22 protein-coding genes are annotated in these 19,370 nt (G+C 71.7%); 15 read left to right on the top strand and 7 right to left on the bottom strand.

The genetic code is table 11. From position 1 onward, the window contains the following. The first annotated feature begins 89 nt into the window (after positions 1-89). The 14 genes from moxG (at position 90) to OWC43_RS17110 (ending at position 11,603) form a co-directional block, all read left to right on the top strand. Positions 90-686 carry a cytochrome c(L), periplasmic gene (gene moxG, locus OWC43_RS17175; protein WP_137831518.1) on the top strand — a complete coding sequence of 199 codons (597 nt, stop codon included), beginning with the start codon at positions 90-92 and terminating at the stop codon, positions 684-686. 91 nt (positions 687-777) lie between these two features. Further along, entirely contained in the window at positions 778-1,071 is a 294-nt protein-coding gene (locus tag OWC43_RS17170) for a methanol dehydrogenase [cytochrome c] subunit (RefSeq protein WP_137831517.1), read from the top strand. A gap of 83 nt (positions 1,072-1,154) precedes the next feature. Then, positions 1,155-2,186 (top strand): AAA family ATPase, encoded by a 1,032-nt coding sequence (locus OWC43_RS17165; RefSeq protein WP_393957546.1) that lies wholly within the window; start codon positions 1,155-1,157, stop codon positions 2,184-2,186. Continuing rightward, positions 2,183-3,040 carry a DUF58 domain-containing protein gene (locus OWC43_RS17160; protein ID WP_393957545.1) on the top strand — a complete coding sequence of 286 codons (858 nt, stop codon included), beginning with the start codon at positions 2,183-2,185 and terminating at the stop codon, positions 3,038-3,040. The genes OWC43_RS17165 and OWC43_RS17160 overlap by 4 nt, the downstream gene beginning before the upstream one ends. Before the next feature lie 2 nt (positions 3,041-3,042). Continuing rightward, positions 3,043-3,969, top strand: a complete 927-nt coding sequence (locus OWC43_RS17155; protein WP_393957544.1) for a nonribosomal peptide synthetase MxaA — start codon at positions 3,043-3,045, stop codon at positions 3,967-3,969. Further along, entirely contained in the window at positions 3,970-5,037 is a 1,068-nt protein-coding gene (locus OWC43_RS17150; RefSeq protein WP_393957543.1) for a vWA domain-containing protein, read from the top strand. It abuts the gene before it with no gap. Beyond that, complete coding sequence (locus OWC43_RS17145; RefSeq protein WP_393957542.1) at positions 5,034-5,675, top strand: MxaK protein; 642 nt, start codon at positions 5,034-5,036, stop codon at positions 5,673-5,675. The genes OWC43_RS17150 and OWC43_RS17145 overlap by 4 nt, the downstream gene beginning before the upstream one ends. A gap of 26 nt (positions 5,676-5,701) precedes the next feature. Further along, positions 5,702-6,691, top strand: a complete 990-nt coding sequence (locus tag OWC43_RS17140) for a vWA domain-containing protein (protein WP_393957540.1) — start codon at positions 5,702-5,704, stop codon at positions 6,689-6,691. Between the two features lie 3 nt (positions 6,692-6,694). Then, positions 6,695-7,246, top strand: a complete 552-nt coding sequence (locus tag OWC43_RS17135; RefSeq protein WP_393957539.1) for an SRPBCC family protein — start codon at positions 6,695-6,697, stop codon at positions 7,244-7,246. Next, positions 7,243-8,220: a YncE family protein gene (locus OWC43_RS17130; protein ID WP_393957538.1), complete on the top strand. Its 978-nt coding sequence runs from the start codon at positions 7,243-7,245 to the stop codon at positions 8,218-8,220. Before OWC43_RS17135 ends, OWC43_RS17130 begins: the two co-directional genes overlap by 4 nt. Further along, entirely contained in the window at positions 8,217-8,708 is a 492-nt protein-coding gene (locus OWC43_RS17125) for an MxaH protein (RefSeq protein ID WP_393957537.1), read from the top strand. Before OWC43_RS17130 ends, OWC43_RS17125 begins: the two co-directional genes overlap by 4 nt. Before the next feature lie 185 nt (positions 8,709-8,893). Beyond that, positions 8,894-9,559 carry a response regulator gene (locus tag OWC43_RS17120; protein ID WP_393958582.1) on the top strand — a complete coding sequence of 222 codons (666 nt, stop codon included), beginning with the start codon at positions 8,894-8,896 and terminating at the stop codon, positions 9,557-9,559. A 167-nt stretch (positions 9,560-9,726) separates the two neighbouring features. After that, complete coding sequence (locus OWC43_RS17115; RefSeq protein ID WP_393957536.1) at positions 9,727-10,275, top strand: hypothetical protein; 549 nt, start codon at positions 9,727-9,729, stop codon at positions 10,273-10,275. 95 nt (positions 10,276-10,370) lie between these two features. Continuing rightward, positions 10,371-11,603, top strand: coding sequence for an MFS transporter (locus tag OWC43_RS17110; protein ID WP_393958581.1), 1,233 nt, complete (start codon positions 10,371-10,373; stop codon positions 11,601-11,603). 201 nt (positions 11,604-11,804) lie between these two features. On the opposite strand, the gene OWC43_RS17105 is transcribed toward OWC43_RS17110, so the two are convergent. The 7 genes from OWC43_RS17105 to mdcA form a co-directional block, all read right to left on the bottom strand. After that, a complete protein-coding gene (locus tag OWC43_RS17105; protein ID WP_393957535.1) occupies positions 11,805-12,722 on the bottom strand; it encodes an acyltransferase domain-containing protein in 918 nt (305 codons plus the stop codon). Beyond that, entirely contained in the window at positions 12,719-13,576 is an 858-nt protein-coding gene (mdcB, locus tag OWC43_RS17100; RefSeq protein ID WP_393957534.1) for a triphosphoribosyl-dephospho-CoA synthase MdcB, read from the bottom strand. Before mdcB ends, OWC43_RS17105 begins: the two co-directional genes overlap by 4 nt. Continuing rightward, positions 13,573-14,559 (bottom strand): malonate decarboxylase holo-[acyl-carrier-protein] synthase, encoded by a 987-nt coding sequence (gene mdcG, locus OWC43_RS17095; protein ID WP_393957533.1) that lies wholly within the window; start codon positions 14,557-14,559, stop codon positions 13,573-13,575. The genes mdcB and mdcG overlap by 4 nt, the downstream gene beginning before the upstream one ends. A gap of 4 nt (positions 14,560-14,563) precedes the next feature. Continuing rightward, entirely contained in the window at positions 14,564-15,292 is a 729-nt protein-coding gene (gene mdcE / locus OWC43_RS17090) for a biotin-independent malonate decarboxylase subunit gamma (protein ID WP_393958580.1), read from the bottom strand. Position 15,293: 1 nt separating this feature from the next. Continuing rightward, positions 15,294-16,220, bottom strand: a complete 927-nt coding sequence (locus OWC43_RS17085) for a biotin-independent malonate decarboxylase subunit beta (RefSeq protein ID WP_393957532.1) — start codon at positions 16,218-16,220, stop codon at positions 15,294-15,296. Position 16,221: 1 nt separating this feature from the next. Next, positions 16,222-16,530, bottom strand: a complete 309-nt coding sequence (gene mdcC / locus OWC43_RS17080) for a malonate decarboxylase acyl carrier protein (protein WP_393957531.1) — start codon at positions 16,528-16,530, stop codon at positions 16,222-16,224. 182 nt (positions 16,531-16,712) lie between these two features. Then, positions 16,713-18,359 (bottom strand): malonate decarboxylase subunit alpha, encoded by a 1,647-nt coding sequence (gene mdcA / locus OWC43_RS17075; protein ID WP_393957530.1) that lies wholly within the window; start codon positions 18,357-18,359, stop codon positions 16,713-16,715. Between the two features lie 151 nt (positions 18,360-18,510). Here mdcA and OWC43_RS17070 point away from each other — a divergent pair, with 151 nt between their 5' ends. After that, positions 18,511-19,194 (top strand): GntR family transcriptional regulator, encoded by a 684-nt coding sequence (locus tag OWC43_RS17070; RefSeq protein ID WP_137831807.1) that lies wholly within the window; start codon positions 18,511-18,513, stop codon positions 19,192-19,194. Positions 19,195-19,370 lie beyond the last annotated feature (176 nt).

The raw sequence follows: 19,370 nt of genomic DNA, 5'->3' as shown, positions 1-19,370 counted from the left end.
CGTCGGCCCTGCGGGGCCGGTGGGCCGAGCCGAGCGACGACATCAAGAAACACCAAAAAACTCCCTCTCAGGAAACGACGAACAGCCCGATGATGCGAAAGACGACGACCGCAACCGCGTTTGCCGCCCTGTTCACCCTCGGCGCCGCAGGCTTGACCGCCCTCGCGCAACCGCAATCGGCCCCGCAATCGGGTGTCGTGTTCCGCAATACGGTGACCGGGGAAAGCCTCGACGTCAGCCAGGGCAAGGAAGGTGGCCGCGATACCCCGGCGGTGAAGAAGTTCCTCGAGACCGGCGAGAACCTCTACATCGACGACAAGTCCTGCCTGAGGAATGGCGAGAGCCTGTTCGCGACCTCTTGTTCCGGCTGCCACGGGCACTTGGCCGAGGGCAAGCTCGGGCCGGGCCTCAACGACAATTACTGGACCTACCCGTCCAACACGACCGATGTCGGCCTGTTCGCCACGATCTTCGGCGGCGCCAACGGCATGATGGGTCCGCACAACGAGAACCTGACGCCGGACGAGATGCTCCAGACCATCGCCTGGATCCGGCACCTCTACACGGGGCCGAAGCAGGACGCGCTCTGGCTCAACGACCAGCAGAAGGCGAACTACACGCCCTACAAGCAGGGCGAAGTCATCCCGAAGGACGCCAAGGGCCAGTGCAAGCCGCTGGAGGAGTGATCCGTTCGGGGTTCGGGGCCGGCTCTCGACCGGCGCGATCGAGGGGGCGGGTCACCGCTCGCGACACACGCATCAAAAAACGGAGGAAACCATGAAGACCGTGCTCATCGCCGCCGCGACCGTCATCGCCGCCGCCGGCTTCGTCGCCCCGGCCGCCGCCTATGACGGCACCAAGTGCAAGGCCCCGGGCAATTGCTGGGAGCCGAAGCCCGGCTTCCCCGAAAAGATCGCCGGCTCGAAGTACGATCCGAAGCACGACCCCAAGGAGCTGAACAAGCAGGCCGATTCGATCAAGCAGATGGAAGAGCGCAACAAGAAGCGCGTCGAGGCCTTCAAGAAGACCGGCAAGTGGGAATACGACGTCAGCAAGATTTCGTCGAACTGATCCGCCGCTTCTGAACCCTCCCCCCGTTGCGGGGGAGGGGATGCGCGCAGCGCTCGAAAGAACGAAAAAGGCCCATCCGGCGAATGAACACCCTGCGCCCCGGCGACGCGATGCTCACCGATTGGCGGGAGGCCGCCACGCGCTTCGAGCGCGAGATCGCCAAGGCGGTGGTCGGGCAGGAGCGGGCGATCCGCCTCGTCACCATCGCGATCTTCGCCCGCGGCCACGTCATGCTCGAAGGCGATGTCGGCGTCGGCAAGACCACGCTGCTGCGCGCCGTCGCCCGGGGCCTGGGCGGTGCCTACGAGCGCGTCGAGGGCACGGTCGACATGATGCCCACCGACCTGATCTACCACACCTATCTCGGCGAGGACGGGCGCCCGCGGGTCGAGCCCGGCCCGGTGCTGCGGCAGGCCGAGGATCTGTCGGTCTTCTTCTTCAACGAGATCAACCGGGCGCGCCCCCAAGTGCACGCCCTGCTCCTGCGCCTCATGGCCGAGCGGAGCGTCGCGGCGTTCAACCGGGAATACCGCTTCCCCAATCTCCAGGTCTTCGCCGACCGCAACCGGGTCGAGCGCGAGGAGACCTTCGAGTTGCCGGCCGCCGCCCGCGACCGCTTCCTCATGGAGATCGGCATGGAGGCCCCGCGCGACGTCGAAGCCCGCCGCGCCCTGGTGTTCGATCCCCGCTTCCACGACACCGACCGCCTCACCGAGGAAGTCGCCGCCGGTGTCCTCGACCACACGCGCATCGGCGCCATCGCCCGGGCGATCCAGCACGCCGTACGGGCGGAACCCCCGATCGAGCGCTACGTCGTCGACCTGTGGGAGGCGCTGGTTCGCCCCGCCGCAGCGGGAATCCGCCTGTCCGGGATCGATATGGAGCGGCTGGTCCAGGGCGGCGCCTCGCCCCGCGGCGTCGCCTTCCTGGTTCGCGCCGCGCGCGTCCGGGCCTGGCTCGAAGGGCGCGACTGGTTGGTGCCGGAGGATATCCGCGCGGCCTTTCCCGAGGTGATGGCGCACCGCGTCTTCCTCGAACCCGTCTACGAGATGCGGCGCTCGGAGATCGTGCCGGAGCTGATCCGGGCCGTGTTCGACACGGTGCCGGCCCCGTGAGCGGATCCGGAGACGGAGCCGACATCGTTTATCGGCCGCGCTGGCGGCCGGGCGGCCACCGGATCGGCGCCCATCGCGGACGCGACGCCGGGGGCCTCGGCACGTTTCGCGACACCGTGAATTTCCTGCGCCTGCCGGACGCCCGGCGCATCGACATCCGCGCCTCCCTGCGGGATCCGTTCGAGGGCGTGGCGGTGCGCCGGTTCGAGGCGCGCAGCCCGGTCGAGACCTACGCGCTGATCGACCTCTCCGCCTCCATGCGCTTCCGCGGCCGGGCCGATCGGCTCGGCCTCGCCGCCGCGCTCTGCACGGGTCTGGCCCGCTCGGCCACGCGGATCGGCGACGGCTTCGGTGTCATGGCCGCCGATGGCGCCTTTCGCGACGAGCTGTACCTGCCCGCCACCCGCCATCGTGCCGCGGCGACGCTCGCCGCCGCCCGGATCGGCGACGCCGCTTGTGCGGGGACGAGCGCCGAGGGGATGATGGAGGTCGCGCGCCGCCTCGCGGGCCGGCCGAAGCTGGTCTTCCTCGTGTCGGATTTCCGCTGGCCCGAGGCGCTGGTCACGCAGGTCTTCTCCGCCCTGGCGCTCCACGACGTGACGCCGGTGCTGCTCGCCGACACGGCCGAGGAGGACGGGCTGCCGGCCTTCGGCCTCGTCGAGCTCGACGATCTGGAGGGCGCCGGCCGCCGGCTCGTTTTCCTGCGTCCCTCCCTCCGGCGCCGCTGGCGCGAGCGCGAGGCCGCCCGGATCGAGACCCTGCGCAGCCTGTGCGCGCCCTTCACCCGTCCCCCGTTCCGGCTCGCCGACCGCTTCGATGCGGAGGCGCTGACCCGTCACCTGCTGACGACGTGACGATGCGCGCGCTCCTCCTCGCCCTCCTGCTCTCGGCCGTTTCGGCGGTGATGCCCGCGCTCGCGCAGGTGCGCGGCGTCGAGCTGCGGGTGCCCCGCGCCTTCGGCTACTTCCTCGGCGATCTCGTTCCGGTGCAGGCCGACATCCGGGTGGATCCCGGTTTCACGCTGCAGCGCCCCTCGCTGCCGAAGCCCGGCCCGGTCACCTACTGGCTCGATCTGCGCTCGGTCGCGGTCGAGGAGCGGCGCGAGGGCGACGCGACCCTGATCCGCCTGCGCCTGACCTATCAGAGCTTCTACGCGGCGCTGGATTCCCGCACCCTCGAAGTGCCGGGCTTCCCTGTGACGATCCAGAGCGACGGCCAAGAGGGGCTCACCACCGCGACCGTACAAGTGCCCGCCTGGAAGCTCGGCGTCTCCCCCCTGCGCGAGGTGCAGCCCGAACGGCGCGACGATCCGGCCGAGTACCTGCTCCCGGACGGACGCGCCCCGCGCCTCGATCCAACCCCCGCGACCGCCGCCGCCCTGACCCTCCTGGCGCTCGCCGCCCTCGCCCTGGTGCCGCTCGCCCGCGACCGGGCATGGGGGATCTTCGCGCCCCGGCGCGGGCGGCCCTTCGCCCTCGGCCTCAAGGCCCTGCGCCGGATGCGGCGGAAGACGGCGGGCGATGCGCGCGATCGCGAGGCGCTCCTCGTCCTGCACCGCGCCGTCGACGCCACCGCCGGCCGCCGGGTGCTCGCCGACGATCTGCCGCTGTTCCTCGACCGGCACCCCGCCTTCCGGGGTCAGGCGGACGACCTTGCCCGCTTCTTCGCGGCGTCGCGGCGCGCGTTCTTCGGCCGGGAGACGGAGGCCGCCGCCCGGACCCTGCCGCTGCCCGAGATCGAGACCCTGCTCGCCCGCCTCGCCGCCGCGGAACGGAGCGCCTGAATGGGCGGGATCCTGCCGCCTCTCGGCGTGGCGACGCCCTGGCTCCTCTGGCTGCTGCCGCTGGCGCTGCTGCCGCTGCTGCGCTCGACCACCCGGCGCAGCGCGATCTCGGCGGTCTCGGCCGCCCCCGCCGACCCGCTCTCGGCGGCCTTGAACGCCGTGTTGACGGGCGCGGGCATCCTGGCGCTCGCCGGCCTCGTCCTCGCTCTCGCCGGCCCCTACCGAGCCGGCGAGAGCGTGACCCGCACCGGCATCGGAGCCCAGATCTCGATGCTGATCGACCGCTCGGGCAGCATGAACGAGACCTTCGCCGGCCGGCAGCCCTCGGGCGCGGAGGAATCGAAGGCGGCGGCCTCGCGCCGCATTCTCGGGGCCTTCGTCGGCGAGCGCGCCCACGATCTCTTCGCCGTCACCGCCTTCTCCACGGCGCCGATGCTGGTGATGCCGATGACCGACCGGCGCGACGCCGTGCGCGCGGCGATCGCGGCGATCGACCGTCCGGGACTCGACTACACCAACGTCGCGCGCGGGCTCGGTATGGCGCTGTCGCAGTTCGGCCCCTCCGCGCCCGGCGTGTCCCGCGCGCTGTTGCTGGTCTCGGACGGGGCGGCGGTGATCGATCCGCGCATCCAGGCGCAGCTCCGGGCCGAGTTCGCCAAGGTACGCCCGAACCTCTACTGGCTGTTCCTGCGCACCAAGGGCTCCCCCTCGATCCACGACAAACCGGCGGGGGAGGACACGCCCCAGGCCGCGCCGGAGCGCCATCTCGACCTGTTCTTCAAGAGCCTCGGCGTGCCCTATCGCGCCTTCGAGGCGGAGGGCGCCGAGGCCGTGGCCGGCGCCGTCCGCCAGATCGAGGCGCTGGAACGCGATCCGATCCCCTACACCGAGATCCGACCCCGCCGGGATCTCACCGGCCCCGCCTACGCGCTCGCCGCCTTCGGACTGTTCCTGCTCGTTCTCGCCAAGCTCGCCGAGGCCGATTTCCGGACGGTCGCGCCGCGCGGCGACAGCGCGCGGGCCCGGCCGACGGAGCGAGACCCGGTGGAGCGGAGGAACGCCGCATGACGCCGCTCGCCCGCTCGCAACCGATCCCCCTGCAAGCCGCCCCCTCCCGGCGCGGAGGCCTGACCGCGATTCTCGGCACCGGATGGCGGGCGATCCGGCCATACCTGCTCGTCCTCCTGCCGATCCTGCTGTTGGCGGGCGCGGTCGCGATGGGCGTCTCGGCCTGGAACGCCGCACGGACCAACACGCGGATCGCGGCGTTGGAAGCGGGGCGTGACGAGATCGTATCGCCGGACGATCCCACCGCGCTTCTGGTCGCGCGAGCGACGTTCCTGGCGGCGCGCGACCGGCTGGACGAGGCCGAGCCGCTGCTGGACAGCCTCGACCGGCGCGGCGCCACCGACGCCGCTTCCCGGGCGCGGTACGTGCTCGCCAACGCCCGCCTGCGCAAAGCCTTCGACCTGATCGGGCGGGGCGATCTCGACAAGGCCGGCCCGCAGGTGACGCTAGCGCGCCAGGATTACCGCCGGGCGCTCCAGGCCCGGCCGGATTTCTGGGACGCGAAGTTCAATTTCGACGTGGCCTCGCGGCTGATCCGCGACTTCCCGGAATTCGATCGCAAGTTCGGCGACGAGCTGAAGGCCGAGCCGAAGCAGATCTGGACCGACATCCCCGGCCAGCCCAGGGGTGGACCATGACATCGCGGCCCGAGACATCGCGGCCGATGAACCCGCTGCACCACCTGCCGCTCCGAAGGAACCTGCGCGACCGCCGCTTCCAGGCGCTCGCCGCCGCCCTCGCGCTCGCGCTCGCCGCCGCCCTCGCCGGACCCGTGGCGCTGACCCGATCGGGGGTCGCGGTGCTCGCGGTCGTCGACATCACCGGCAGCATGAACGTGCGCGACTACGCGCTCGAGGGGAAACCGGCGAGTCGGCTCGACATCGCCAAGGCTGCCCTGCGCCGGATGGTGGCGGAACTGCCCTGCGGCTCGCGCCTCGCCCTCGCTCTGTTCACCGAGAGGCGCCCGTTCTTGCTGTTCGCGCCGATCGAGGTCTGCGCCGATTTCGCCCCCCTCGACGGGGCGCTGGCCGGCCTCGACTGGCGCATGGCCTGGGAGGGCGACAGCCGCGTCAGCGCCGGGCTGCACCGGGCCATCGCCATGGCGGGCGAACTCGACACCGACCTCCTCTTCATCACCGACGGGCAGGAGACGCCGCCGCTGCCCTCGACCGGTCTGCCCCCCTTCGACGGGCGGCCGGGCGCCGTGCGCGGCCTCATCGTCGGTGCCGGGGGATACGGGCTGTCGCCGATCCCGAAATACAACGATCGCGGTCGCGAAGCCGGCTTCTTCGGCGAAACCGACGTCAGCCAGGAGAACCGCTTCGGCCCTCCTCCGGCGGATGCGGAATCGCGCGAGGGCTACAATCCGCGCAACGCACCGTTCGGTGCCTCCGCGGCCAAGGGCACCGAGCACCTCTCGTCCGTACGCGAGCCGCATCTCAAGGCCCTCGCCGCCCAGACCGGGCTGACCTACGCCCATCTCGACGGGCCGGACAGCCTCGCCGCCGCGCTCGGCCCAGCCGCGACGCCCCGGCCGCTCCCCGGTCAGATCGACCCGCGGCCCCTTCTCGGCGGGCTCGCCCTGGCGCTGGCGCTGTCGGCCTTCCTGGCGGGCCTGGTTCCGGCCCGCTTCCTTCGCCCCAGCAGGATGTAACGCATGCGTCTCTCCCACCTCGCTCGTCCAGCGGCCTTTGCTCTGGCGCTCGCTGCCACAATGGCGCTCGCCCACGGCCCGACCCCGCAGAAGGTGAGCCAATCGATCGCGATCAAGGCGAGCCCCGACGCGGTCTGGAAGGTCGCGGGCGATTTCGCCGGCATCGGCCGGTGGCACCCGGGCGTCGCCAAGGCCACGGGCGAGGGCGGCAACAAGGAGGGCGCCGGCCGCACCCTGACGCTGAAGACCGGCGGCACGCTGAAGGAGGGCTTGGACGAGTGGAAAGGGGAGGCGCGGAGCTATTCCTATCGCATGTCGGGCGAGCCGGATCTGAAGGCGCTGCCGGTCTCCTCCTACTCGGCCACCCTCACGGTCTCACCCGACGGCGACGGCGCCAAGGTCGAGTGGATGGGCCGGTTCTACCGCGGCGACACCGGCAACGAGCCACCGGACACGCTCAGCGACGAGGCCGGCCGCGAGGCGATGAACCGCTTCTTCGCGGAAGGGCTCAAGGGCCTCAAGGCCGCCGCGGAGGGGGGCAAGGCCACGCAATGACCGGGCCGGCGCAGCTTCTCGTCGCGCTTCTTCTCCTCGGCGGCAGCGGACCCGCCTGGGCCGGCACGGTCTGGGTCGTGAGCCAGCAGGGCGCCCGGCTGTCGCGGATCGAGGCGGGCGCCGGGACGGTCGCCGACCCGACCCCCGTGTCGGCGGCCCCGGCCACGGTCGCGGCGGGCGGGGGATTTCTGTTCCTCAGCCATCCCGACGGGCACGCGATCACGGTGGCCGAGGCCGCGTCGGGCCGCGTGCTGCGGCGCCTGCCCTATGCCGGCCAAGTCTTCGGCCTCGCGGCCGCACCGGACGGCAGGACCGTGTTCGCCACCGACTGGTCGGGCCACCGGGTCGACCGGATCGCCGCCGCCGATGGCCGGGTCGAGGCTTCGGCCCCCACCGGGCGCGATCCGGCCCATCTCGTCCTCGACCGGGCCGGGCGCCTGTTCGTCGCCGACCGGGAGAGCCGGCAGGTCAGCGTGATCGATGCCGCCCGGATGGAGCGCGTCGCGACGATTCCCGTCGGCGAGGCACCCTTCGCCCTGGCGCTCGACCCGGCGGAAAGCCGCCTCTACGTCGGCAACGTGCGCAGCAACGATCTCACGGTGATCGACACCGCTGGGCTGAAACCGATCGCGACGGTGCCGGCGGGCGCCATGCCCTACGGTGTCGCCGTGAGCCCCGACGGGGCACGGGTGCTGGTGACCAACCAGGGCGCCGGGACCGTGACCGTGCTCGACGCGGCGTCCCTGACGATTACGGCGACGGTCGGCGTCGGGCGCTATCCCGAGGGAATCGTGGCGACGGAGACAGGCGCAGCACCGAGGGCCTACGTGGCCAACTGGTTCTCCGACGACGTGACGGTGATCGACCTCGCCACGCTCCAGGCGGTCGCCCGGGTTCCCGTGGCCGAGGGGCCGCGCAGTCTCGTCACCGTCAAAGATGCCCCGGGACATCCGTCGGGGGAGGGCGGCCGATGAGGCGCGCTTTCCTCCTCACGACCTTGCTGCTCGCCGCCTGCGGCAGCGAGGAGCCCCGCGAGGAGAGCCAATCGGTGGTCGCCCGCACCGCCGAGAACGACCTCCCCGGTTGGCTCACCCCGACCGACGGCACCGATCCGGCCCGCTGGCTCGCCGGCCGCGAAGCGGGGCATCCGCTCCCCGACGACGCCCCCGAGGTCGCGGCAATGCGCGCCTCGCTCAAAACGGCCCGGACCGGCTTCGTCGAGGATCCGCGCATGATGGCCAATCGCACCGTTCAGCTCGGCCAGATGCTCGCCGAGATCGGCAAGACCGAATCCTATCGCAGCCTGATCGACGGCCTCGGCGGCATCGCGTTGCCGCGGGGACGCCACAAGAGCCTCTACGGCGAGATGGTTCAGCACTATTACAACGCCCGTGCCCAGGGGGCCGACCATGACGGCGCCCTGGCCCAGCTTGCCTCCCGCGAGAAGCCAGCCGCTCCGTGACCCTCCGCAAACCCGTCGCCGCCGCTCCCTCCTCCGAACCTGCCGCCCAGTTCGCTCCGATGGATGTCGCCCTCTCCGCCGCCCATGCCGCGATCCGCCCCGCCCTCGGGCCTGCCACGCCGGCCGCCGTGACGGGTGCCCTCGGGCGTGCGGCCGCCAATACCGGCGCTTCCGTCACCGGCCGTATCAATGCTGTGGCGCGCGAGCCCGATGCTCTGCTGATCGCCGACGACCATCCGATCGTGCTGAGCGGCCTGCGCCGGCTCGCCGAGACCGCCGGTTTCTCGACGGTCCACGAGGCGAGCGACGTCGTCTCGGCCTATCGGCTGTTCCACCGCCACCGGCCCGGCCTCGTCGTGGCCGATCTCAGCTTCGAGGGCAGCGGTTTGTCCGGCCTGTCGCTGATCCGCCGCATCAAGGCCCTGGAGCCGGAGGCGCGCATCCTCGCTTTCAGCATGCATGCCGATCCCGTCGTCGTCGCCCGCGCGCTGGAAGGCGGCGCCCTGGGTTTCGCGCTGAAGGATGCGGGCAGCGCGACGTTCCTGGAGGCGTTGGCGTCGGTGCGCGCCGGGCGCAGCTCGCTTCCGCACGCCCTCGCCACGGAAGTGGCGATGCTCGACCGCAGCGCACGGCCGGCGCCCCTCGCTACCCTGAGCGCCCGCGAATTGCAGATCCTCTCGCTGATGAGCCAGGGCAAGTCCTACGAGGCCATCGCCCGCGCCCTCTCGGTGAGCTACCGCACCATCGTCAATGCCAGCGCGACCATGCGGGCGAAGCTCGGCGTCGGCTCACGGGCTGGCCTGATCCAGATCGCCGTCGGCCAGCGGGCGGGCGGCGCGTTCTTCGACTGACGTTCCGTGTCCCGGCCGCGAGCGGCGATGAGCCGAGCCGGCGGTGCCCATCGATTCCAGATCGGCACCGGAGCGAGAGGTTGTCCGCCGTCCCCTCTCGGCGGAGAATTGACGCCGGTCGCTTTATGGGTGAGAGGAACAGATTATAACAGAGGTTAATTTCTCCGATGATCGAAGGGGACATGCTCGCGGCCACGCTGACGGACATCCGTCGTCGCTTGGCCGATCTTCAGAGCCAGTCCGATCGGATCTCGGAGGAGTTGAGCAAGTTGCGTCTCGCCGAGCGCTCCTTGGCCGCCATCGTCGAGGGCACGCCCCCGAGTGAGCCCATCGCGGCGATGCCGCAGGCCGACTCCGGCGGCGGTGACGACGCTCCCCGCGACGAGGCGCCCCGCGAGGCCCGAACCGGACGGGTGAGTCGCATTCCGCGCGCGAATTCCGCCAAGGGGCGCCTGAGAACGGTCCTGGAGAATGCGGGCCCGCAGGGTCTGTCGCAGGCCGAGATCGCCCGACGCCTGCCCGACATCGCCCCGAACACCCTCGCTTCCTATCTCAGCATGATGGTGTCGAGCGGCGAGGCCCTGCGCAAGGGTGACTTCATCACCGCCCGTCCGGGTCCGCGCCCGAAGGCTCAGACCGATTCGGACGCGCCGCAGGACGGCACCGTCGCGGACGAGGCACCGACCCGGCGATCGAAACGCGTCAGAACGGCGTGAAGCCCGTCCCGCTGCAAGCAGGGTCGGCCGCCGCCGGCACGGACACGGCCGGTGCGGCGTCCCGCAAGGCGGCGCGCCGGCTGCTGCCGTTCCTGATGCTGTGCTACTTCTGCGCCTATCTCGACCGGGTGAACGTGAGCTTCGCCGCGCTCACGATGAACCGCGACCTCGGCCTGTCGGCCTCCGCCTACGGCTTCGGCGCGGGGTTGTTCTTTCTCGGCTACGTCGCCTTCGAGATTCCGAGCAATCTGATCCTGGAGCGGGTGGGGGCGCGGCTCTGGATCGCGCGGATCATGGTGACGTGGTCGCTCATCTCGGGGGCCACCGCCTTCGTCACGGGCGAGACCACGTTCTCTCTCGCGCGCCTCGCGCTGGGCTTGGCGGAAGCCGGGTTCTTCCCCGGCATCATTCTCTATCTCACCCTGTGGTTTCCCGCGGAGCAGCGGGGGCGGATCATCGGGACCTTCATGGTGGCGGTGCCGCTCTCGGCGGCGGTCGGCGGCCCGGTCTCGGGCCTGATCCTCACCGCGACCGACGGCGCGCTCGGGCTTGCCGGCTGGCAATGGCTCTACCTGATCGAGGCGGCGCCGAGCCTCGTCCTCGGCGTCTTGACGCTCACCGTGCTGACCGACCGGCCGGCGGATGCCGCATGGCTGACGCCGGCCGAGCGGACCGCGCTCGCGGCGCGCCTCGCCGCGGATGCGCGACCGGATGCGGCCGAGCCCCGGGATCATCGGCGGGGATCGCGATTGTCAGCGCTGCGGCAGCCGCGCCTGCTGGGCTTGGCGCTGGTCTATTTTGGGCTCAGCACCGGGCTCTACGCCGTCGGCCTCTGGCTCCCGCAGATCGTCGCGGGATTCGGCCTCGCCCCCCTCGCCACCGGCCTCGTCAGCGCGCTGCCCTATTGCGCCGCCGCCGTCGTGATGGTGCCCTGGACCCGGCGTTCGGACGCGACCGGCGAACGGGCGTGGCACACCGGCGGGCCGGCGATCCTGGCCGGGATCGCCCTCGTGATGGCGAGCCAAGCACCGGGCCCTCTGGTCTCGATTCTGGCGCTCAGCGCGGCGAGCATGGGCGTGTTCGCCGCGCTTCCGACCTTCTGGACGTTGCCGACCACGCTTCTCGATGCCCGGGCGGCAGCCGGCGGCATCGCCCTCGTCAACGCGGTGGGCGGGCTCGGCGGCTTCGTCGGCCCCGCCCTGATGGGCTGGATCCGGGACGCGACCGGCCGGTTCGACCATGCCCTCGCCGCGGTGGGTCTGTTGCTCGTCGCCACCGGCCTCTTCGCGGCCCGGCTCGGGCGCGGGTTGAGGAAACCCGCGGGCTGAAGGCGGCGCTCGGGCCGAGTGAAGCGCCCTGGGTTTCGGATCCAGGACGGTTCTCCAAGATCCGGTGCCGCATCGGCTTCGTTGAAGAGCCGGCCGATGCCTAGAGCATCGGCCCGAAAGGTGGGAGCCGGCTTTCGAAAAAAGCCGATGCGTCACAATAACCGAGAGCATCGTTCCGGATCCGATATCCGACACGATGCTCTAGCCGATCCAAGCGAGCAACCCGTCGGCCGTCCGAAAATCCTCCAGGGCATGGACCCGCGCATCCGGCAGGGCCGCGCGGGCCATGGTGGCGAGGGCGTGGCCGGGACCGAGTTCGATCACGCGCTCGGCGCCGAACTCGCGGCAGGCGTCGAGGCAGGCGGCCCAGTCGATGGTCTGCGCGATCTGGCGCGCCAGCTTGTCGAGGCCCCGCCCCGCATCGAACACGGGCGCCCCGTCGAGGCCGCTCAGCAGGCGCGGCGCGCCGGGGGGCGGGCGCTGCAGGCTCTCCCCAGCGAGCGCGGCGGCGAACGCCTCGGCGGCGGCCGCGAGGCGCGGCGTGTGCGAGGGCGTGTGCACCGGCAGCACCACGGCGCGCTGGGCGCCGGCGGCGAGGGCCTCCGCGCAGAGTGCGTCGAGGGCGGCGCGCGGGCCGCCGACGACCCCGCTCTCCGGCGCGTTGCGGATGGCGAGATCGGCGCCATGGCGCTCCGCCAGGGTCCGGATCGTCTCGAGGGGCAGGCCGCGAATGCCCGCGAGGCCGAAGCCCTCGCCGGAGGCCGCATCCATCGCCTCGGCGCGGCGGGCGGAGAGGCGCAACACGGCCTCCGGCGCGAGACGCCCGGCGACGCCCCAGGCGGCGAGATCGCCGATGCTGTAGCCCGCCACGATCGAGCGCCCCGCGCGCGGCGCGATCACCGCCCAGGCGGCGAGCGCGGCGGTGCAGCACAGGATCTGCCCGGTGCGGTTCTCGTGCAGGCGCCCTCCGCCGGTCGCGGCGAGATCGCGCGGATCCTCGCCCCCGAGCAGCGGCCGGGCCGCCGCGAACACCGCCTGCGCCTCCGGACGCACCTGCGTGAGGTCGAACATCGCCGGATGCTGTCCGCCCTGGCCGGAGAGGAGGAGCGCGAGGGTCACGCCGGACGCTCCAGCCGATCGACGAACAGGGTCATGGCCAGGAGGTCGGCGGCGCCGCCGGGGCTGAGGCGACGGGCGACGAAGGCGCGGTGCAAGGCCTCCGCGCGGGTCTTCCAATCGCCGCGGGCCACACCGCCGGCCTCGATGAAGGCGGCGGCCTCCGCGCGGGCGAAGCGGGCGCCGGCCTCGCCGCCGCGATGGAGCAAATTGGTGTCGTCGAGCGCGGCGATGAGGGCCAGGCAGGCCTCGACCCGGGCGGCCTCGTCGTCGCCGGGCCGGACGCGACGCCCGCGGCGCAGGGCCGGCAGGCCGACGCGGTAGAGGGTCGGGAAGCCGGCGGCGGCTTCCGCCGGCGCTCCGCCGACGCCGTACCGGCGGCGCACCCGGGCACCGGGGGCGTGCAGGAGCACCGGCCCGTCGAGGATGGCGCGGGCGTGGCGGGTGCGCACATGGGCGCCGAGCGCCTCCGGGGTGAGGGGGTGCCCCGGCGTCCCGAGGGCCCCCGCCGCCGCGACCAGCAGGCCGAGGCCGAAGATCGCGCCCCGATGGGTGTTCACGCCGCCGGTCGCCCGTCGCATCGCGGCCTCCGCGTCGAGACCGATGCGGCGCAGGCCCTCCATGCCGACGCCCCGCGCTCCGGCCTGGGCGAGGGCGGCGAAATGCGGTTCGAGCGCCGCCGCGCTCGCCGCGAAGGTGGCGGCGTCCATGTCGGTGTGACTGCCGCTATCGACAGGGCTGACGAGACCCGGTTTCGGATAGGTGTCGAGTTCGAGCCGCAGGGATTCGACCGCGAAGCGGGCGAGCGCGGCCGGATCGCAGAGGGCGGGTTCGGGGTGGGCGGGGAGGGCGCTCATGGTGGCGTGCCCTCTGGCGAAGCGACCTCGCACAGAAGCGATGCTTCGATCTCTCCCATCCCCGCCCTCATCCTGAGGTGCTCCGCGAAGCGAAGCCCCGAAGGAGGACTCCCGATGTCTCCGTGATCTCTGGAGCCCTCCTTCGAGGCTGCTTCGCAGCACCTCGGGATGAGGGGGTTTGATGGGACGAGCCCTTCGGGCAGGCTCAGAGACAGCCCCGCGGACCGCATCTCCAGCCGATCGCAATATTTGACCAGCACGGATCCGGCGCCGGCCCCATGCCACTCCCGCCACTGCACCCCACCGCCATCGGCCAGGACGATCTCCCCGTCGATGACCATCGGTGCCGCCGCAGCCAGGGTGGCGAGCGCATCGAGGAATGTGTCCGGCAGCAGTCCCGCGAGCGGCCAGAGCAAGTCGAGATCCGAGGTCGACGTGAGGTAGGGGAGGCCGGTCAGCGCCTGCCACAGCAGGGCGCCGAAGGGGCGCGGGACGAGGCCGTGGCGGGCGCCGAGGGCGACCAGCGCGTCGAGGGTCGAGTGCCACGCAAGCGGGGCGGCGGTGCGGGCTTCGGCCAGACTCGGCGCCGGGCACGGGGCGAGAACGTCCACGGGCAGAAGGACACCGACGCGGCGCTTGCCGAGGGCCGGCGGCAGCGGCAGGCCGAGCGGCACCCGCGCCCGATCCTCGCCGGGCGAGAAGCGGCGCACGATCAACGGCCACCCGGCCTCGGCCCAACCGGCAAGGATCGGCACGCCCGCGAGATCGGGGCGATCGGCGAGGAGAGTGGCCCAAGCGGCGGGATCGACCCGGACGAGAGCGTGTCGACGAAGGCCCAGGACGTCGATCCGTTCCGCACCCTCATCCTGAGATGCGAAGCGAAGCGTCGCCTTGAAGGAGGGCTCCGGCAGATCGCGCGAACCCTGGAGGCCTCCTTCGAGGCTGCGTTGCGGCTCCTCAAGGTGAGGGTGCGAGTTGGACATGCGGTCAGGTACCGCGAGCCTGCGACACCACCCGCTCGGCGATGACCTGCGCCACCGGGCGCCCGCCGCGCTCGCGGCCGAGGCGGTCGCGGATATCCCCCGGAGGCAGATCGGCGATCAGGGCGCGCAGCTGCGCATCGAGGGGCTGCCCGGGGTCGAGCACGGCGTGCACCGCCCCCGTCGCCACCATGTTGTCGAGACCCGGCGCGAAGACCGGGGTCGAGGCCGCCATGGCCTCCAGTTTCTCCAGCGGCAGCTTGGTGACGCGGGCGACCGAGGGCAGATCCATCACGCTCGGATCCGCCCCCGGCAGGGCGGCGAGCACGCGGGTCGCGAGGGCCGTCGCGATGAAGGCGCCGGCCGCCGAGTGGCCGTAGATCAATCCCACGGTCGGGTGGCCGAGGTGATCGGCGAGCAGCAGCGCCTTCGCCAGATGCGCGAGACACTCGTTCAATCCCAGCAGTTCGTCGCGCCGGCTCATCCGCTGGCTGTCGGAATCGACCGCGACCAGGATCGGCGCCCGGGAACCCGAGCTTTCGCCGGCCTTCACCGCGTCGAGCACGGCGCGGGAGAGCGCCAGCGCGCCCTCGACGCCGAGCGCGGTGTCGCCGTCGATCCCGACGACGACGAGGCGGCCGTCGCCGAACGGACCCTCTCCGGTGATCAGGCCCTCCGCCACCGTCACGGCATGGCCGGCGGGGAACAGGGCGGCGAGGATGGCGTCGAGCGGCATCTTAGCGGGCATCGTGCGAAGCCTCCGGCACGCCGGCCACCGTCTCGGCGAAGGCGGCATCGGTCATGGCGGGGACGGCGTCGGGGTCGTTGACCCCGAGCCGCGCCCAGATCTCGACTCCGTCCCGGCACGCACCGAAACGGGCGAGGCGTGCTTCGAGCCGCGCCTGCTCGGCCTCCAGCGTCGCCAGCTCGAAGGCGGGCGCCCGGTCGATCAGAGCGAGGGCGGCCTGACGGAACGCCGCGACCGTGTCGGCGACATAGGCATCGGCGCCGCCGGTGAGGCGACGGTGCTTCCCGCCCATGGTGCGCCACACGAGCGCCCGGTCGCGGGAATCGAACTCCTCCGCGCCCTTGTTGGTCTCGATCACCTCCGGGCCCGAGACCGAGATGCGGCCCCCTTCCGAGACGGCGAGCCGGGCGCAGGTGCCGGCGATGAGGCCACCGCCACCATAGGCCCCGGCCCGCCCGCCGATCAGGCCGATCACCGGAATCCCGGCGGCGCGGACCTCCGCGATCGCCCGCATCGCCTCGGCGATGGCGGTCTCGCCGGCATTGGCCTCCTGCAGCCGCACGCCGCCGGTGTCGAACAGGATCAGGACGGCCGCGGGCGTCACCGCCCCGGCGGCGCGCAGCAAGCCGACGAGCTTGGCGCCGTGCACCTCGCCGAAGGCCCCGCCCATGAAGCGGCCCTCCTGCGCGGCGACCAGAACCGGCCTGCCGTCGAGGCGCCCCCGGCCGACGATGATGCCGTCGTCGAAGGCGCGCGGCAGCTCGAACAGCGGCAGGTGCGGACTCATCGCCCGTTCGGCCGGACCGACGAATTCCTGGAACGTGTCCGCGTCGAGAAGGGCGGCGACGCGCTGGCGGGCGGAGGCCTCGTACCAGCTCAGCCGCGTCGGGTCGGCAGAAGCCGAAGTCACGGCCATCTCAGTCCTCCATCAGGCGCACGCCCTGGAGCAGGCGCAGGGACACGGTGTCGGGGCGGGCGCCGCCGTCGTTGATGCTGATGCGCAGCCCCCCCGGCTGGGCGCGGGCGACGAAATCGGCCACCACCGCCTCCCAGACGTCGCCATACCCGTTGATTGCGGTCTCGATCGCGATCTCGCAGGCATCCGGCGCCAGGACGCGCTCCAGCAACACTTCGAGATTGCCCGAGGCCACGACGCCGGTGATCGCCTCGCGCTTCGTGCCGGCGAGGGCCTTCTGGGTCGTGTGGCGGAAGGTCAGGGATTCCATCGGGGCTCCGAGAGAACGTTGTTCGATCCGAACAGATCACCTCATCCTGAGGTGCGTAGCCAAAGGCGGAGCCTCGAAGGAGGACTCCAGTGCGCTCGACGATCCCTGGAGCCCTCCTTCGAGGCCGCTTCGCGGCACCTCAGGATGAGGGGGGAGGGTGGGGCCAGGGGCGGCACGGGTGCTCACCAGTTCCGGAACTTCGCGGGCGGCTCGTAGAGGCCGCCCGACCAGTGGACCAGGTCCTTGATCGAGCGCGCGGCGAGCATGGAACGGTCGGCGTCGAGCGGCGAGATGCCGAGATCCTCCGGCCGCCGGATCACGCCGCGGGCGCGCAGCGCCTCGACCTTGGCCCGATCGCGGCCCCGGCCGATCTCGGTGTAACCGGCGATGCCGCGGATCGCCTGCTCGCGCTCGTCGGCGTCGCGGCAGAGGAGAAGGTTGGCGATGCCCTCTTCCGTGACGATGTGGGTCACGTCGTCGGCGTAGATCATGACGGGGGCGAGTTCGAGACCGGTCTTGCGCGCCAGCTCCATCGCGTCGAGCCGCTCGACGAAGGTCGGCACCAATCCCTCGCCGAAGGTCTCGACGAGTTGCACCACGAGTTTGCGCCCGCGCATGAGCGCCGGATCGCCCACGATCTGCGCCTCCCGCCCGGCCTTCATCCAGGTCTCGGACGGGTGGCGGCGCCCGTGCGGGTCCGAGCCCATATTCGGCGCACCGCCGAAGCCCGCCACCCGCGACTGCGTCACGGTGGAGGAATGGCCCATCAGGTCGATCTGCAGCGTCGCGCCGATGAACATGTCGCAGGCATAGAGTCCGGCCGTCTGGCAGAAGGCGCGGTTCGAGCGCAGGGACCCGTCGGAGCCCGTGAAGAACACGTCGGGCCGCTCGCGGATGTAGCGGTCCATGCCAACTTCCGAACCGAAGCAGTGGACCTGCGTCACCCAGCCCGACTCGATCGCCGGGATCAGGGTCGGATGCGGGTTGAGCGCCCAATGGGTCGCGATCTGACCCTTGAGCCCCAACCGCTCGCCATAGGTCGGCAACAGCAGCTCGATCGCCGCCGTGCCGAAGCCGATGCCGTGATTGAGGCGGCGCACGCCGTACTCGGCATAGATGCCCTTGATCGCCATCATGGCGATGAGGATCTGCGTCTCCGTCATCGCCGCCGGATCGCGGGTGAAGAGCGGCTCGACGTAGAACGGTTTGTCGGCCTCCACCACGAAATCGATGCGGTCGCCGGGGATGTCGACACGGGGCACCCGTTCGACGATCTCGTTGACCTGGGCGATGACGAGCCCGTTCTTGAAATGGGTCGCCTCGACGACGGTGGGCGTGTCCTCGGTGTTGGGGCCGGTATAGAGGTTGCCGTCGCGGTCCGCCGAGACGCCCGCGATCAGCGCGACATGCGGCGTCAGATCGACGAAGTAGCGGGCGAAGAGCTCGAGATAGGTGTGCACCGCGCCGAGCGCGATCTGGCCGCCGTAGAGCATGCGGGCGATGCGCGCCCCTTGCGGGCCCGAATACGAGTAGTCGAGGCGGCGCGCCACGCCGGTCTCGAACACATCGAGATGCTCGGGCAGCACGATGCCCGACTGGACCATGTGCAGATCGTGGATACGGGCCGGGTCACAGGCCGCCAGGCCGCGAGCGAGACAATCGGCCTGCTTCTGGTTGTCGCCCTCCAGGCAGACCCGGTCGCCGGGGCGCAGAACCGCTTCGAGCAGGTCGGTGACGGATCCGGCCGCGACGACCTTGCCGTCGGCGAAGGCCCGGCCCGCCTCAAGGCGGGCATCCCGCGCCGCCCGCTCGTTCCGCCACGCCACCATCGGCCTCGCCTCGCGTATACAGAACCGGCGATGATTGCCCTTTTTGGGGTTGATCACCGTGATCGACCGTCAAACTGTATCTCGTGTTGCGGCCTGTCAATCGTCATGCATACTGAATGCGAAACAGAATGCGCCCGGCGGAGGGATGTGCATGGACGCGGGGGAGGGTGCGGAAGCGCGCGGTCTGATCTCGGATCGCATCCGCACGGCTTTGGCCGACGCCATCACGGGCGGCATCCTGTCCGCCGGTACGGCGCTCGACGAGCAGGAACTCGCCGACCGCTTCGGCGCCTCGCGCACCCCCGTGCGGGAAGCCCTGCGCCAACTCGCCTTCGCCGGCCTCGTCGAGCTGCGCCCGCGCCGGGGCGGGGTGGTGGCTCGCACGACGCCCGAACGCATCGCCGAGATGTTCGAGACGACCGCCGAGATCGAGGCGATGTGCGCCCGGCTCGCGACCTACCGGATCACGCCGCTGGAGCGCAGCCGCCTGATCGACCTGCACGAGGCCTCCGCCGCGATGGTCGCGGCGGGGGATGTCGAGGCCTATGACGGGTTCAACCGCGCCTTCCACGAGACGCTCTACGCGGCAACCCATAACGGCTTCCTCGCCGAACAGGCCCTCGCCATCCGCGAGCGGCTCGCCGCGTTCCGCCGCACGCAGCTGCGCCAGCCGAACCGCATCGACGCGTCGCGCGCCGAGCATGGCGCGATCCTCGCGGCCATGGCCGAGGGCGACGGCGAGGCCGCCGCCCGGCGGATGCGGGCGCATATGCTCAACGCTTCCAGCGCGCTCGGTCGTTACATCGCGGGGCAGGGCGAGCCGCGGGACGGCTGAATGAGAGCGCGCAGCCCCTGCACCCGCACGACCCAGCCGGTCGTCTCATCCCGGACATCGCCCTGAGACGGCCCAACCCATCGCGATACCGGCAAAAAAGTCACACCGATGTTTTGGCACCTGTGGACGGCAAGACGAGGCTTGTCTTCGTCAATCGCTCCATCCACGCTCCCATC

This window comes from Methylorubrum sp. POS3, assembly GCF_043352485.1.
Taxonomy (GTDB): domain Bacteria; phylum Pseudomonadota; class Alphaproteobacteria; order Rhizobiales; family Beijerinckiaceae; genus Methylobacterium; species Methylobacterium suomiense.
This window is presented reverse-complemented; position numbering and strand designations above follow the sequence as displayed.

Excerpts from the sequence above, each read along its gene's own strand:
- moxG (WP_137831518.1), top strand. The coding sequence starts at position 90 with ATGATGCGAAAGACGACGACCGCAACCGCGTTTGCCGCCCTGTTCACC.
- OWC43_RS17170 (WP_137831517.1), top strand. The coding sequence starts at position 778 with ATGAAGACCGTGCTCATCGCCGCCGCGACCGTCATCGCCGCCGCCGGC.
- OWC43_RS17165 (WP_393957546.1), top strand. The coding sequence starts at position 1,155 with ATGAACACCCTGCGCCCCGGCGACGCGATGCTCACCGATTGGCGGGAG.
- OWC43_RS17155 (WP_393957544.1), top strand. The coding sequence starts at position 3,043 with ATGCGCGCGCTCCTCCTCGCCCTCCTGCTCTCGGCCGTTTCGGCGGTG.
- OWC43_RS17150 (WP_393957543.1), top strand. The coding sequence starts at position 3,970 with ATGGGCGGGATCCTGCCGCCTCTCGGCGTGGCGACGCCCTGGCTCCTC.
- OWC43_RS17145 (WP_393957542.1), top strand. The coding sequence starts at position 5,034 with ATGACGCCGCTCGCCCGCTCGCAACCGATCCCCCTGCAAGCCGCCCCC.
- OWC43_RS17140 (WP_393957540.1), top strand. The coding sequence starts at position 5,702 with ATGAACCCGCTGCACCACCTGCCGCTCCGAAGGAACCTGCGCGACCGC.
- OWC43_RS17135 (WP_393957539.1), top strand. The coding sequence starts at position 6,695 with ATGCGTCTCTCCCACCTCGCTCGTCCAGCGGCCTTTGCTCTGGCGCTC.
- OWC43_RS17130 (WP_393957538.1), top strand. The coding sequence starts at position 7,243 with ATGACCGGGCCGGCGCAGCTTCTCGTCGCGCTTCTTCTCCTCGGCGGC.
- OWC43_RS17125 (WP_393957537.1), top strand. The coding sequence starts at position 8,217 with ATGAGGCGCGCTTTCCTCCTCACGACCTTGCTGCTCGCCGCCTGCGGC.
- OWC43_RS17115 (WP_393957536.1), top strand. The coding sequence starts at position 9,727 with ATGATCGAAGGGGACATGCTCGCGGCCACGCTGACGGACATCCGTCGT.
- OWC43_RS17110 (WP_393958581.1), top strand. The coding sequence starts at position 10,371 with ATGCTGTGCTACTTCTGCGCCTATCTCGACCGGGTGAACGTGAGCTTC.
- mdcB (WP_393957534.1), bottom strand. The coding sequence starts at position 13,576 with ATGAGCGCCCTCCCCGCCCACCCCGAACCCGCCCTCTGCGATCCGGCC.
- mdcG (WP_393957533.1), bottom strand. The coding sequence starts at position 14,559 with ATGTCCAACTCGCACCCTCACCTTGAGGAGCCGCAACGCAGCCTCGAA.
- mdcE (WP_393958580.1), bottom strand. The coding sequence starts at position 15,292 with ATGCCGCTCGACGCCATCCTCGCCGCCCTGTTCCCCGCCGGCCATGCC.
- OWC43_RS17085 (WP_393957532.1), bottom strand. The coding sequence starts at position 16,220 with ATGGCCGTGACTTCGGCTTCTGCCGACCCGACGCGGCTGAGCTGGTAC.
- mdcC (WP_393957531.1), bottom strand. The coding sequence starts at position 16,530 with ATGGAATCCCTGACCTTCCGCCACACGACCCAGAAGGCCCTCGCCGGC.
- mdcA (WP_393957530.1), bottom strand. The coding sequence starts at position 18,359 with ATGGTGGCGTGGCGGAACGAGCGGGCGGCGCGGGATGCCCGCCTTGAG.
- OWC43_RS17070 (WP_137831807.1), top strand. The coding sequence starts at position 18,511 with ATGGACGCGGGGGAGGGTGCGGAAGCGCGCGGTCTGATCTCGGATCGC.